Origin of the sequence: Rhodopseudomonas sp. BR0G17, assembly GCF_010907025.1 — a bacterium.
GTDB lineage: Bacteria > Pseudomonadota > Alphaproteobacteria > Rhizobiales > Xanthobacteraceae > Rhodopseudomonas > Rhodopseudomonas palustris_H.
This window is the reverse complement of record NZ_QUML01000003.1, coordinates 96,655-109,729: the sequence shown is the minus strand read 5'-3', so window position 1 is coordinate 109,729 and position 13,075 is coordinate 96,655. Positions and strand designations below refer to the sequence as shown.

At 66.6% G+C, this 13,075-nt stretch carries 11 protein-coding genes; 9 read left to right on the top strand and 2 right to left on the bottom strand.

What is annotated here, in order from left to right; genetic code table 11:
- Positions 1–192: 192 nt before the first annotated feature.
- Positions 193–576 carry a phasin gene (locus DY467_RS04265; RefSeq protein WP_107345756.1) on the bottom strand — a complete coding sequence of 128 codons (384 nt, stop codon included), beginning with the start codon at positions 574–576 and terminating at the stop codon, positions 193–195.
- Positions 577–900: 324 nt separating this feature from the next.
- On the opposite strand from DY467_RS04265, the gene DY467_RS04260 reads away from it, so the two are divergent.
- The 4 genes from DY467_RS04260 to DY467_RS04245 all read left to right on the top strand — a co-directional run bounded on the left by DY467_RS04260 (position 901) and on the right by DY467_RS04245 (position 6,256).
- Positions 901–4,482, top strand: a complete 3,582-nt coding sequence (locus DY467_RS04260) for a PAS domain-containing protein (protein ID WP_164634148.1) — start codon at positions 901–903, stop codon at positions 4,480–4,482.
- Between the two features lie 326 nt (positions 4,483–4,808).
- A complete protein-coding gene (locus DY467_RS04255; RefSeq protein ID WP_164634147.1) occupies positions 4,809–5,060 on the top strand; it encodes a type II toxin-antitoxin system VapB family antitoxin in 252 nt (83 codons plus the stop codon).
- Complete coding sequence (locus DY467_RS04250) at positions 5,057–5,461, top strand: type II toxin-antitoxin system VapC family toxin (protein WP_164634146.1); 405 nt, start codon at positions 5,057–5,059, stop codon at positions 5,459–5,461. Before DY467_RS04255 ends, DY467_RS04250 begins: the two co-directional genes overlap by 4 nt.
- Before the next feature lie 84 nt (positions 5,462–5,545).
- Positions 5,546–6,256, top strand: coding sequence for a Crp/Fnr family transcriptional regulator (locus DY467_RS04245; protein ID WP_164634145.1), 711 nt, complete (start codon positions 5,546–5,548; stop codon positions 6,254–6,256).
- Here the strand turns inward: DY467_RS04245 and DY467_RS04240 are convergent.
- A complete protein-coding gene (locus DY467_RS04240) occupies positions 6,229–6,453 on the bottom strand; it encodes a DUF1858 domain-containing protein (RefSeq protein ID WP_164573251.1) in 225 nt (74 codons plus the stop codon). The genes DY467_RS04245 and DY467_RS04240 overlap by 28 nt on opposite strands.
- Before the next feature lie 237 nt (positions 6,454–6,690).
- Here DY467_RS04240 and nirK point away from each other — a divergent pair, with 237 nt between their 5' ends.
- The 5 genes from nirK (at position 6,691) to DY467_RS04215 (ending at position 13,059) form a co-directional block, all read left to right on the top strand.
- Entirely contained in the window at positions 6,691–7,803 is a 1,113-nt protein-coding gene (gene nirK / locus DY467_RS04235) for a copper-containing nitrite reductase (RefSeq protein ID WP_164634144.1), read from the top strand.
- Positions 7,804–7,956: 153 nt separating this feature from the next.
- Positions 7,957–8,838, top strand: a complete 882-nt coding sequence (locus DY467_RS04230; protein WP_164634143.1) for an SUMF1/EgtB/PvdO family nonheme iron enzyme — start codon at positions 7,957–7,959, stop codon at positions 8,836–8,838.
- 149 nt (positions 8,839–8,987) lie between these two features.
- Entirely contained in the window at positions 8,988–10,532 is a 1,545-nt protein-coding gene (locus DY467_RS04225; RefSeq protein ID WP_164634142.1) for a thymidine phosphorylase family protein, read from the top strand.
- On the top strand, positions 10,529–11,440 hold the full coding sequence (locus DY467_RS04220) for a ribose-phosphate pyrophosphokinase (RefSeq protein WP_164634141.1): 912 nt from the start codon (positions 10,529–10,531) through the stop codon (positions 11,438–11,440). Before DY467_RS04225 ends, DY467_RS04220 begins: the two co-directional genes overlap by 4 nt.
- Positions 11,437–13,059: an MBL fold metallo-hydrolase gene (locus DY467_RS04215; protein WP_164634140.1), complete on the top strand. Its 1,623-nt coding sequence runs from the start codon at positions 11,437–11,439 to the stop codon at positions 13,057–13,059. Before DY467_RS04220 ends, DY467_RS04215 begins: the two co-directional genes overlap by 4 nt.
- Positions 13,060–13,075 lie beyond the last annotated feature (16 nt).

Here is a 13,075-nt window from a genome sequence, read left to right as displayed (position 1 = left end):
AGTGACCCGCGCGAGCGGCCTGCGCAATCTTCAGGCTGGACGCCGAGCCGGGACGACCGAAGCCGTCCATTCGTCACAAAATACCACAGAAATTGTGCAATGCAACATAAAATTGCATTGCACTGCCACATTTCGCGCCATGGGCGTGGTGGGCGGGGCCAATGCCCCGCCGGCCGAGGAGGACGTGAAGGCTCAGCTCTTCGGCTTGGCCACGTCCTGAGCCGCCTTGGTGACGACCTGGCCGAGCTCGCTGGCCTGCTCGGCGAGCGCTTTCATCTGCGACTGAACGTATTCGGTGTGCACCCGCATCACGTCGCCAAGGTCCTTGGCGTGGACAAGCTGCTGGGCGTAGTCGAGCGCCGCATGAACGTTGCGCTCGGCGAAGCTGACGGCGCGGCCGGTGATCTCCTTGGCGTTGGCCCGGGCGGCGGCGCCGCGATCTTCGATGGTGGCGGCAGTCTGCTGGGCGCTGGACAGCATGTGCTCGAACGCCTTGCGGGCCTGATCGAACCCGGCCTCGGCCATCGAGCGCATTTCCTTGGGAATCTCGAACCGATCACGTTCTTCCTGATCCATCGTCAGCTCCTTCCGCCTGTTACGCCGCTGCTCGACCCGGCGCCGAAGACCTTACCGACCTATCGCATCGCCGGTGTGACCGGCGGATGTCGACTAGCGCATCGTGACCGATCGTCATGGTTTTGCAACCTTCCAACGCGATCAGGGCTTTCCAGGTCCTCAGGCGTGGCCAAATTAAGGTTATCGGCGCTTAAGACGGGATAGCCTCATCGCAAACGTGGACCTAACGGGAGCCGCTGGCGATAATGAATTGTTAAGGTTCTTAGGCCCCGCGCTCTGTCGGCCACAGGCGCAACCGCTGGCGAGCCGGGCGTACGAGTAGCGATGACGAACTGGGACTTTCAATTGCGAGGGGTCGACGATCCCCGGCTCGCGGTGCACGCGACCCGGACGTTGCCGGCGTGGCTGTGGTCAACCGACGGCAGCCGCGTTCTCTGGGCAAACCCAGTCGCCGCCCGGCTGTTCGGCGCCGCCAACGCCGCCGAGCTCGCCGGCCGCAGCTTCCGTCCCGCCGATCCGCATCGCCGTCAGGTTGCCCAGCTCGCCGCCAAGCTGCCGCAGAACGGCGCGACGCGGCTGGAACGGCTGCGCGGCTTCGGCGCCCCACTCGGCGCACTGGTGACCTGCGCCTGCACCCGGCTCTTTTTCGCTGATGGCAGCGCCGGGGTTCTGATCGCCGCCGCAGAATCGATCGGCCGCCCGATGCCGTTGATCGACCGGCTGCGCGGCCTGGTCGAAGGCGTCGATACCCCGATCGCAGCTTTTGCCAGCGACGGCCTGTTCGTCGGCTCCAGCGCCGCCGCGCGCACGCTGCTCGGCTTCCGCAATCTCAGTGAGGCTGGTCTCGACCAGGCGCGCGCCGACGCGCTGCGGCTCGGCCGTGCCGAAACGCCGATCGGATTTGGCCATCTGGTGCTGCAGCGGGTCGGCAGCGGCGCGGATGTTGGCCTGATCGCGCTGCTGGCGCCGGGCACGACGACCGAGCCTGCTCCGCAGCCAAAAGCTAATTCGTCAGAACCGCAGCCTCAGCCTGATTCAGATCCACAGCTCGAAGCCCAGCATCCCACGGCCGTTGAGGCGCCGGTCGAGCCGGCCACACAGGCGGAGCCGACTGTCGAAGCTCCGCGGACTACTGAGTCAGCGGCAGAGCCGATCGCGGTCACCCAGGATGCAGAAGACGAGTCCAGCGCGACGCAGCCGCCCGTCGAACTGGAGAGCAATCCAGCCCCCGCATCCGATCAGCAGCCGGCCGAAACCGAGGCGGCAACGGCTGAGCCCAACTACGAGACCTTCGCGATCCTGAGCGAAGCGCCCGCCGAATTCACACTGCTCGACGACGTCGCAGCCGCTGCCGAGGCGCAGTCGGCAGCTACCGAGCCGCAGGCGGACAGTGTTGATAGCAACGCGCCGCATTCTCCGCCGGCTGCTCCTGTCGAACAGCCCGCCGCCGAGGTGGTCCCAGTCAAAGAGCCTGTCGCGCCTGAAACGACGCATGAGCCCTCGCCTTACATCGAGGCCGTCGCCGATGAGCCGGCAGCACCGGACGTCGTCGAGACCGAACAGCAGCCGGCCACCGAACAATCCGCGGCAACCGAGCAGGCCGCTGCAGAGCCGGCGGCAACCGGCGCTACACCCGCCGTCGACACGGTGCCCGAACTGCCTGCGCCGCGCCGGCATCCGTTGCGCTTCGTTTGGCAGATCGATCTGGCCGACCGACTGGCGATCGCCTCCGACGAATTCCTCCGCCTGATCGGCCCGCATACCGCCGCCAATCTCGGTGAGCGTTGGACCGAAGTCGCGGACCGGCTCAGGCTCGATCCGCAAGGTCTTGTCGCGGCCGCACTTGCCACCCGCCACACTTGGAGCGGCATCACGCTGCAATGGCCGGCGGATGGTGCCGCGCTGCGGCTGCCGATCGAAATGTCCGGCCTGCCGGTGCAGGATCAGGGCGGTGCCTTTGCCGGCTATCGCGGCTTCGGCGTCTGCCGCGATCTCGCCGCGCTCGATTATCTCGCGGCGCTCCGCCGGCACGGCTCGAACGAACCGCCGCCGCGGCCGCAGCCGCTGTCGGCCGATCGCGCGCCGCATTCCCCCGCTTCAGACCAGGCCCCTGCTCTGGACCCGCTCCTGAACCCCTTGGACACGCCCGTGGATACCCCGAAAAACGTCCTGCCGTTCCGCGCCGCCAACGACGCGCGTGCGCCGTCGCTGACCCCGGGCGAGAACAGCGCCTTCCACGAACTGGCGCAGCAACTGGCAGCCCGGCTCGCGAGCGAGACTCCGCCGACCGCCGATGCTCCATCGATTGCCGACGACGAAGTTACGCCGGAGCAGGAAGCAGCACCGGCCGAGACGCCGGAGGCCCCGCGCGCGGAGTGGCTCGCGCCGGCGCCCACGCCGGCAAGCGGCGCCAGCGCGCGCGACCGCCTGCTGCTCGATCTGATGCCGGTCGGCGTGCTGATCTATCGGCTCGACCGGCTGCTCTATGCAAACTCCGCATTCCTGGCGCGGATGGGCTTTCCGAGCGTCGCCGCGCTCGAAGAGGCCGGCGGCCTCGATGCGCTGTATGTCGACTCCGGTGTCGGCGATTCCAGCAGCAGTTCGGAGACCGGCACCCCGATCACCATCACCGCCGCACAAGGTGGTGACGCGGCCCCGACCGAAGCGCGGCTGTTCACGATCGCCTGGGACGGCGATCAGGCGCTGGCGCTGATCTGCTCGCCCGCCCCTGCACCAACCGCCGTGCCCGAATTGCCGTTCGCGCCGGCGACTGCGCTCGAGGATGCGCCCTCGGTGGTCGGCGCCGCGAACGCCGAAGAACTCGGCGCGATTCTCGACACCACCGCCGAAGGCGTGCTGATGTTCGACGAAGCCGGCCAGATCAGCGCCGCCAACCGCAGCGCCGAAGCGCTGTTCGGCTACGACGGTGACGCGCTGGCGCAGCACAATCTGATCGAGCTGTTCGCGCCGGAAAGCTGCGCCGCCGTGCTCGATTACTTGGACAGCATCAAGAGCGGCCGCGCCCAGAGCGTACTCGACCACGGGCTCGAAGCGCTCGGCCAGGTGCGCGAAGGCGGGCTGTTTCCGCTCACCATGACGATCGGCCGGACCCGCGCCGACGGGCCGAATTTCTTCGCCGTATTCCGCGATCTGTCGCAGGTGCAGCGCACCGAGACCGAACTGAGCCAGGCCAAGCGGCTCGCCGAACGGGCCGCCGGCGCCAAGGCGGATGTGCTGGCGCGGCTCAGCCACGAGATCCGCGCGCCGCTCAACGCGATCATCGGCTTTGCCGAAGTGATGATCGAGGAACGGTTCGGCCCGCTCGGCAACGAGCGCTATGTCGATTACTTGAAGGACATCCGCGCTTCGGGCGAACGCGTCATCGGCATCGTCGACGATCTGCTCGATCTGTCGCGGATCGAGACCGGCAAGCTCGATCTCGCCTTCGCCAGCATCAACCTCAATGAGCTGGTCGAACAGAGCGTCGCGGTGATGCAGCCGCGCGCCAACCGCGAGCGCATCATCATCCGGACCTCGCTGGCGCATTCGCTGCCGAGCGTTGTGGCCGACGCACAAGCGCTGCGCCAGATCGTCATGAACCTGATCAGCACCTCGATCCATCTGGCCAATGCCGGCGGACAGGTGATCGTCTCGACCGCGCTCAGCGACGCCGGCGAGGTGGTGCTGCGCGTCCGCGACACCGGCAGCCGTCTCAACGACGACGAACTCGCCGCCGCACTGCAGCCGTTCCGCACGCCGAGCGACCGCACCGAAGCAGCCGGCGTCAGCCTGTCGCTGACCAAGGCGCTGGTCGAAGCCAACCGCGCCACCTTCCACATCAAAAGCGCGCCGCAATCCGGCACGCTGATCGAAGTGGTGTTCGCCCACATGCCTGCGGCGGTGTGAGCGGATCTGACGTCGCGCGCGAAGCTCCGCTTCGGGCATGCGGAGGCGTTACAGGCAAGTAATTGCGTGAGTGACGGGGTCTGGGGACCTCCCGGCGGCAACCGGGCCGAGGGAGGCGGAGCGCCGAAAGGCGCGACCTTGGTATCAGTGGCCGCGACCGTCCTCGCGGATCGCCGGAGAGAACCGTCGCGGAACGCCTTTCGACGCGGGATGCGGCATTAGGAATATCGTCCCTTGGACGCCCCCCCCCTTGTCAAGCGCCTCCCGCCAGACCAAATTACAGGGCGCGGTAGACAAATGCTAGTTTTCTACCATTCGGAGATCGCATGCATCTCAACATCAAGAACGACGAAGCTCATCAGTTAGCGACAGAGCTGGCCCGCATGACCGGGGAGAGCCTCACTGCGGCGGTGACCAATGCGCTGCGCGAACAGCTCGCACGCGAGCATCGTCGCCGCCAAACCGACCAGATCGCGCAACGACTGCTGAAAATCGCAGGCCGGTACGCCGCATTGCCCGACACCGGGAGAACTCCAGACGAAATTCTCGGCTACGATGAGAACGGATTGCCCACGTGATCGTCATCGACACGTCGGCGATCATTGCGATCTTTCGCGAGGAACCAGAGGCAGCCCAGTTTGCGCGGCTCATCGCCTCCGACGACCAACCGGTTCTCTCCTCGGGCAATTTGCTGGAGGCCGCGATCGTTCTTCGTGGACTAAAGGACATTCAGCCAGCCAAAGCCGAACGATGGCTTGATGACTTCATCGCGGCGGCCCGCATCCGGATCGAGCCCGTGACCACCGAGCAGGCCGGATACGCGCGTTCGGCGCATGTGCGGTTCGGGAAAGGGACCGGCCACAAAGCAGCTCTCAACTACGGAGATTGCTTCGCCTATGCGCTGGCCAAAGCTTTGAATGCCCCCCTGCTGTGCAAGGGCAACGACTTCCCGCTGACCGATATTCCGCTTGTCGCGTAGATCTCTCCCTGGGCTTTCCCCCTTGCCCCCCGCCGGCAATCGCGATTTAGCTGGCGCGGACCGAACCCTGGCGCGAGAGCCTCGATGGCGACGATCGACACTTCCCTGGTTGCGAAACTGCCGCTGTTTGCGGGGCTGAGCCCGGCGGAGCTCGACGCCGTGTTGCTCGAGGCGCGGTCGATCCGGGTTCCCAAGAACGGCCATGTGTTCGAACAGGGCGAGGACGCCCACTCGTTCTTCGTGCTGCTGCACGGCCACGTCCGCGCCAGCAAGGTGACGCCGGCCGGCGAGCAGATCGTGGTGCGCTATGTCGCGCCCGGCGAGACGCTGGGCGTGGCGATGGCGATCGGGCTCAACCGCTATCCGGCGACCGCCACCGCGGTCGACGATTCGATCGTGCTGGCCTGGCCGACCGCGGCCTGGCCGCGGCTGGTCGAGCAGTATCCGGCGCTCGCCACCAACACGCTGCGCACCGTCGGCGGCCGGCTGCAGGAGACGCATTCCCGGGTGGTGGAGATGTCGACCCAGCAGGTCGAGCAGCGCGTCGCCCATGCGCTGCTGCGGCTCGCCAAGCAGAGCGGCCGCAAGGTCGAGAATGGCGTGCAGATCGATTTCCCGATCAGCCGGCAGGACATCGCACAGATGACCGGCACCACGCTGCACACCGTGGGCCGGCTGCTGTCGGGCTGGGAGCAAAAGGGCCTGATCGAAAGCGGCCGGCAGAAGATCGTGCTGCGCGAGCCGCATCAGCTCGTGGTGCTGGCCGATCAGGCGCCCGACGACAAGACCTCCTGAGACTGCGCCACTGCTTCACGCAGCGCCGCGAGAAACGGCGCCTCGGCGATGCCATGCTCGTGGCAGGAATCCTCGATCGTGTGAAACGTCGCGATCGGGCAGCCAACGCAGGCGAGCTTGAAATCCAGGAACACCCGGATCGTCGCCGGCCATCGGCGCATCACGTCTTCGACTACGAGGGTGCGGTCAATCGACATTGTCGTCTCCGTTGACCCGCCATGCTGAGGCCCGGTGCGGCGGCGTTCTTTGTCGCGCGACAACGTTTCGGAGGGTTCCTACACCTCGTAGTTGTCACATCCGACGAATGACGGATGCGGGCAATCCCGTAGTTGAAAGGTATTCATCTGCGAGCTTGTGCTGGGACAAACAGCGGGGACGCGGCAGGAGCATGGTTGCGCCAGCCGAGTTTCAATCCAGCCGCAAGGACCTCTACCATGATGACCCGCCGAGATACTCTGCTGAGCGCCGCCGTCACTGCACTGTTACTCAGCGCGCCGACCGTGGCAGCGGCCGCCGCCGAAGACGATGTCTCCAAGCTGCCGCGCCAGAAGGTCGAACTGGTCGCACCGCCGTTCGTGCACGCGCATCAGCAGGCCACCAAGGATGGACCCAAGGTCGTCGAATTCAAGATGGTGGTGCAGGAAAAGGAAGTGGTGATCGACGAAGACGGCACCAAATTCCAGGCGATGACGTTCAACGGTTCGATGCCCGGACCGTTGATGGTGGTGCACGAGGGCGACTATGTCGAACTGACGCTGGTCAATCCCGCCAGCAACACCATGCCGCACAACATCGACTTCCACGCCTCGACCGGCGCACTCGGTGGCGGCGCGCTGACGCTGATCAATCCCGGCGAACAGGTGGTGCTGCGCTTCAAGGCCGATCGCTCCGGCGTATTCGTGTATCACTGCGCTCCGGGCGGCAACATGATCCCGTGGCACGTCGTTTCTGGCATGAACGGCGCCATCATGGTGCTGCCGCGTGACGGCCTGAAGGATCGGAACGGCAAGCCGCTGCGCTACGACCGGGTCTATTACATCGGCGAGCAGGACATGTACGTGCCGAAGGATCAGAACGGCAAATACAAGGCCTATGCGTCGCCGGCCGAATCCTACGTCGACACCGCCGAGGTGATGCGCAAGCTGATCCCGACCCACGTGGTGTTCAACGGCAAGGTCGGAGCGCTGACCGGCAAGAACGCGATGCCCGCCAAGGTCGGCGAGACCGTGCTGATCGTGCATTCGCAGGCCAACCGCGACACCCGCCCGCACCTGATCGGCGGTCACGGCGACTACGTCTGGGAGACCGGCAAGTTCGCCAATCCGCCGGAGACCAATCTGGAGACCTGGTTCATTCGCGGCGGTTCGGCCGGTGCTGCGCTCTACACCTTCAAGCAGCCGGGCGTTTATGCCTACCTCAACCACAACCTGATCGAAGCGATCGAGCTCGGCGCCACCGCGCACTTCAAGGTCGACGGCAAGTGGAACGACGACCTGATGAAGCAGCTCAGCGCACCCGGCCCGATCCCGGGCGGCCCGACGAACTAATCACCTCCGCCCCCCAGGACCCGCGTCCGCGCGGGTCCCTCTCGTCCCACCCGTCATTGCGAGTGAAGCGAAGCAATCCAGTCCACCGTTCGGAGCTGGATTGCTTCGTCGCTTCGCTCCTCGCAATGACGGACAGATCACCTGGTTGCTGCCATGCTGCTCGCCTTCAAAGCTAAGATCGCCCTCGCTGCCCTCGCCGGCTTCGCCACGCCTTTGGCAGTGACGCCGCTGGTGATCGGCCACGGCGACGCGGCGCTCGACGGCCAGCAGGCGATGGTCGAGATCGCGCCGGGCGCGATGGACTACCGGCTGCCCGGCGAATTCACCCGCGATGGCCGGCAGATCGAGGCGCCGCGGACCAAGCTGCAGTTCGACCGCCCGCTGTCGATCATGCTGCATCAGGTCAGCACGGCGGACTATCAACTCTGCGTCGACGATGGCGCCTGCCATCCGATGCCGGCCAACACCGCGGTTCGCGCCGACAGGCCCGCCGTACAGGTGTCCTGGCAGGACGCTACCACCTACGCCGACTGGCTGTCGCGCAAGACCGGCGCACACTACCGGCTGCCGACCGACGCCGAATGGGCGTTTGCGGCCGGCAGCAAGTTCAAGGATGACGGGCTGGCCTCGGACAACGACGATCCGTCGGTGCGGTGGATCGCGCGCTATGAGCGCGAATCCGATCGTGACGATCTGTCGGCCAGCTTGCGCAGCTTTGGCGGCTTCGGCGCCAACGAGCGCGGACTGCTCGATCTGTCCGGCAACGTCTGGGAATGGACCACCACCTGCTTCGACCGCACCGCGATCGACGCCGCCGGCCGACCGCAGGCGCAGACCGCCAATTGCGGCGTGCGGATCGCCGAAGGGCTGCACCGCGCCTACGTCTCCGATTTCATCCGCGATGCCAAAGCCGGCGGCTGTTCGGCCGGCCTGCCGCCGATCCACCTCGGTTTTCGCCTGGTGCGCGAACAGGATGTGCCGCTGGCGCGGCTGCGCGAGCACCTGGGCCGCGCGATGGCATCGGCCGGGATTTGAACCGCGACCCAAGGCCGCGCAGGACATTGACACGCATCAAATAGACCCGCGGGCCGAGCTTCTAGCCTCAGCCATCGCGTGTCCCGGCGCCCGCCGCTTCGCCACGCGCTCCTGAAGGCCGCCCGGCCGATGCGCGGAGTTGCGCTATTTTGAATGCTCCCGATCTCTCCCGCCCGCCGCTGACCATCCGGCGGATCAGCCTCGATACCGGCCGCGAAAACGTCGCGGTGCTTTCCCGCCGCTCGCGCGCCCTGCGCCCCGAAGTGTTTCGCGGCTTTAGCCGCGTCGAACTGCGCATCAACTCCAAGGTGCTGCTGGCGACGCTGATGATCACCGACGACGACGCGATGATAGGCCCCGATGAACTCGGCCTGTCGGAGCCGGCGTTCCGCCGCTTCAACGAGCCGGTCGGCAGTGCGGTGTCGGTGACGCCGGCACGGTCGCCCGCCAGCCTCGATGCGGTGCGCGCGAAGATCCAGGGCCACACGCTGTCGGCCGCCGAGATCACCGCGATCGTCGATGACCTCGCGCACTTCCGCTACTCCGACATGGAGATCGCCGCGTTCCTGATCAGCGCCGCGCGCTTCACCTCGACCGACGAGTTGCTGGCGCTGGTCGGCGCGATGGCATCGGTCGGCACCCGGCTGAAATGGGACACCCCGATTGTCGTCGACAAGCACTGCATCGGCGGCATCCCCGGCAACCGCACCACGATGATCGTGGTGCCGATCGTCGCCGCGCACGGGCTGATGATTCCGAAGACCTCATCGCGCGCCATCACCTCGCCGGCCGGCACCGCCGACACCATGGAACTGCTGGCAAGGGTCGATCTCGACGTCGATCAGATGAAGCAGGTGGTCCATTCCTGCGGCGGCTGCCTGGTGTGGGGCGGCCACGTCAACCTATCGCCCGCTGACGACATCCTGATCTCGGTCGAACGTCCGCTCAGCCTCGACACGCCGGAGCAGATGGTCGCCTCGATCATGTCGAAGAAGCTCGCCGCCGGCTCGACCCGGCTGCTGATCGACTTCCCGGTCGGCCCTTCTGCCAAGGTCGCCAGCGCCAACGAGGCGATGCGGCTGCGCAAGCTGTTCGAATTCGTCGGCGATCATTTCGGCATCGGCGTCGAGGTGGTGACCACCGACGGCCGCCAGCCGATCGGCCGCGGCATCGGCCCGGTGTTGGAAGCCCGCGACGTCATGGCGGTGCTCGGCAACGAACCCGGCGCCCCGGCGGACTTGCGCGAGAAATCGCTGCGGCTCGCCGCGCATCTCTTGGAATACGATCCGAAGCTGCGCGGCGGCGCCGGCTATGCCCGCGCCAAGGAGCTGCTCGACAGCGGAGCGGCGCTGAAGAAGATGCAGCAGATCATCGACGCGCAGGGGCCGTCGCCGTGTCCATCCGAGCTCGGCAGCTACGCTGCCGACGTGCTGGCTGCCGCCGATGGCGTGGTCAACGGCATCGACTGTCTGCGGATCAATCGCCTCGCCCGCAGCGCCGGCGCGCCGGTCGCCAAGGGCGCCGGCATCGATCTGTTCAAGAAGATCGGCGACCGCGTCGAAAAGGGTGAGCCGCTGTATCGGGTCTATGCGTCCGACCAAGCCGAATTCGATCTGGCGCTGGCCGCCGCACAGGCGGAGTCCGGCTTCGCGATCAATCACCATACGCCGGCCGACGTGGACCTGGTGTCGTGAGCGTCGCCCTGCGCTATCTGGACTCGGCTGCGGACGATGCCATTCGGCTCGCAGCACGGCTCGACGTGCCGGCGCACCTGATCACGCAGCACCGCTTTCCGGACGGCGAGATCGCCGTCAATGTCGGCCCGGCGGCGGCGACCACGATCCTGTATCTGCCGCTGGATCAGCCCAACGATAAGCTGGTGACCATCCTGTTCGCCGCCGAAGCGCTACGTCGCGAGGGCTGCCACCGGCTCGTGCTGCTGGCGCCGTATCTTTGCTACATGCGCCAGGACGTGGCGTTCCATCCCGGCGACGCGATCAGCCAGAAAGCAATGGGCCGGCTGCTCGCAGGGCTGGTCGACCGCGTCATCACCGTCGATCCGCATCTGCATCGCACGCCGCGGCTCGGCGACGTATTCCCCGGCATTGCGGCGGAAGAGCTGTCTGCGATGCCGGCGATCGCCGCGGCGCTGCGCGGCATGCTCGATCCTGACACCGTGGTGGTCGGACCGGATTCCGAATCCCAGCAATGGGTGGATGCGCTCGCAAAGCTGATCGGCACGCGGTCGGCGGTGGCGCAGAAAATCCGCCATGGCGACCGGTCGGTCGAGATCGCGTTCGCTGATGCAAGCGCGGTCGCGGGTCGGCCGGCATTGCTGGTCGATGACATCGTCTCCTCCGGCGGCACGCTGATCGCCTGCACCCGCGCGCTGCTCGGCGCCGGCGCAAAATCCGTCGACGCGGTGATCACCCACGCGCTGTTTCCCCCGGCGATGCTGCGCGACTTCGCCGCCGCCGGCATCCGCACCATCCGCTCCACCCACTCCGTGCCGCACCCGACCAACGCAATCACGCTCGACGATCTGTTCGTCGAGGCGCTGCGAGCCGAGATCGGCACGACCAATCAGGAGACCCGCGCATGAGTGTCACCATCCGATTCTGCGGCGCTGCGCGCACCGTCACCGGCTCCTGCTATCTGTTCGAGACCAAGGGCAAACGCTTCCTGGTCGATTGCGGCCTGTTCCAGGGCCACAAGACGCTGAAGGAGTTGAACTACGGCGCGTTTCCGTTCCGCCCGTCCGAGATCGACGCGGTGCTGCTGACCCACGCCCATATCGATCATAGCGGTCTGCTGCCGAAGCTGGTGCGCGAGGGCTTCAAGGGACGGATCCTGGCGACCCGCGGCACGATCGATCTGTGCTCCTACATGCTGCCCGACGCCGGCAGCATCCAGGAGTCCGAAGTGATGATGCTGAACCGCCGCAACGCCGCGCGTGGCAAGCCCGAAGTCAGCCCGATCTACACCCAGGCCGACGCGATCGCGACGCTGTCGTCGTTCTATCCGGTCGATTACCAGAGCTGGGTCAACGTCCTCCCCGGCGTGCGCGCGCGGTTCTGGAACGCCGGCCACCTGCTCGGCTCGGCCTCGATCGAAATCGAGATCGACGGCGAAGGCCGCTCGTCATCGGCGCTGCGGTTGCTCGCCTCCGGCGATATCGGCCCCGACGGCAAACTGCTGCAGCCCGATCCGGAAGCGCCGGCGCATTTCGACTACGTGATCTGCGAGTCGACCTATGGCGACCGGGTGCGCGAGCCGACCTCGCCCAAGCTCCGCCACGAGCGGCTCGCCGCCGAAGTCAACGCCGCCGCCGCGGCGCGCGGCGCACTGGTGATTCCGGCATTCGCGGTCGAGCGCACCCAGGAGCTGATCGTCGACCTGATCGACCTGATGGAAAAGGGAACGATCCCGAGCGCGCCGATCTTCCTGGATTCGCCGCTAGCAATCCGCGCCACCGAAGTGTTCCGCCGCCATGCCGCCGATCTCGACGAAGACGTCGATGTCGAACGGCTGCTGGCTTCGCCGCATCTGCGCTTCACCGAAACGGTGGAAGAGAGCAAGGCGATCGCCAAGCTGAACGGCTTCCACATCATCATCGCCGCCAGCGGCATGTGCGATGCCGGCCGCATCCGCCATCATCTCAAGCGCTGGCTGTGCCGCTCCACCGGCACAGTGCTGCTGGTCGGTTATCAGGCCAACGGCACGCTTGGCCGCTTTCTCGAAGAGGGCGCCAAGGCGGTGCGGATCATGGGCGAAGAAGTTCGCGTCAAAGCCAAGATCCGCCGCATCGACGATTACTCCGGCCATGCCGATGCCGGCGAACTGACGCGCTGGATCACCGAACGCCGGCCGATCGATCGCGGGCTGTTTCTCGCCCATGGTGAGGAAACCGCGATCGCCGCCTTGGCGGAACGGCTCGGCGGCGGCGTGCTGCCGGCGGCGAAGATCTTTCAGCCCCTGCTCGACGACGTCTACGAACTCACCACGCCGGTTCCGACCGCGCAGGACGGCAAGCATCGCCGGCGGCTCGAACCCGAATCAGTGGTCAAGCTCGACTGGCACAACGAGATGTCGAAGCTGCTGCTCGATATCAACGCCAGCGTCGAAGCCGCGGCCGACGAGCGCGCGCGCAGCGTGATCATTCGCCGGCTGCGCCGCGCGCTCGACGACAACGGCAACGGCGCGCAGGCGGGGCGGCGTTAGCCCCGTTATGGATCGG

What these genes read in the sequence shown, in the direction of transcription:
- DY467_RS04255 (WP_164634147.1), top strand. Translation starts at nt 4,809, where the DNA reads ATGCATCTCAACATCAAGAACGACGAAGCTCATCAGTTAGCGACAGAG.
- DY467_RS04240 (WP_164573251.1), bottom strand. Translation starts at nt 6,453, where the DNA reads ATGTCGATTGACCGCACCCTCGTAGTCGAAGACGTGATGCGCCGATGG.
- DY467_RS04245 (WP_164634145.1), top strand. Translation starts at nt 5,546, where the DNA reads ATGGCGACGATCGACACTTCCCTGGTTGCGAAACTGCCGCTGTTTGCG.
- DY467_RS04230 (WP_164634143.1), top strand. Translation starts at nt 7,957, where the DNA reads ATGCTGCTCGCCTTCAAAGCTAAGATCGCCCTCGCTGCCCTCGCCGGC.
- DY467_RS04215 (WP_164634140.1), top strand. Translation starts at nt 11,437, where the DNA reads ATGAGTGTCACCATCCGATTCTGCGGCGCTGCGCGCACCGTCACCGGC.
- DY467_RS04265 (WP_107345756.1), bottom strand. Translation starts at nt 576, where the DNA reads ATGGATCAGGAAGAACGTGATCGGTTCGAGATTCCCAAGGAAATGCGC.
- DY467_RS04260 (WP_164634148.1), top strand. Translation starts at nt 901, where the DNA reads ATGACGAACTGGGACTTTCAATTGCGAGGGGTCGACGATCCCCGGCTC.
- nirK (WP_164634144.1), top strand. Translation starts at nt 6,691, where the DNA reads ATGATGACCCGCCGAGATACTCTGCTGAGCGCCGCCGTCACTGCACTG.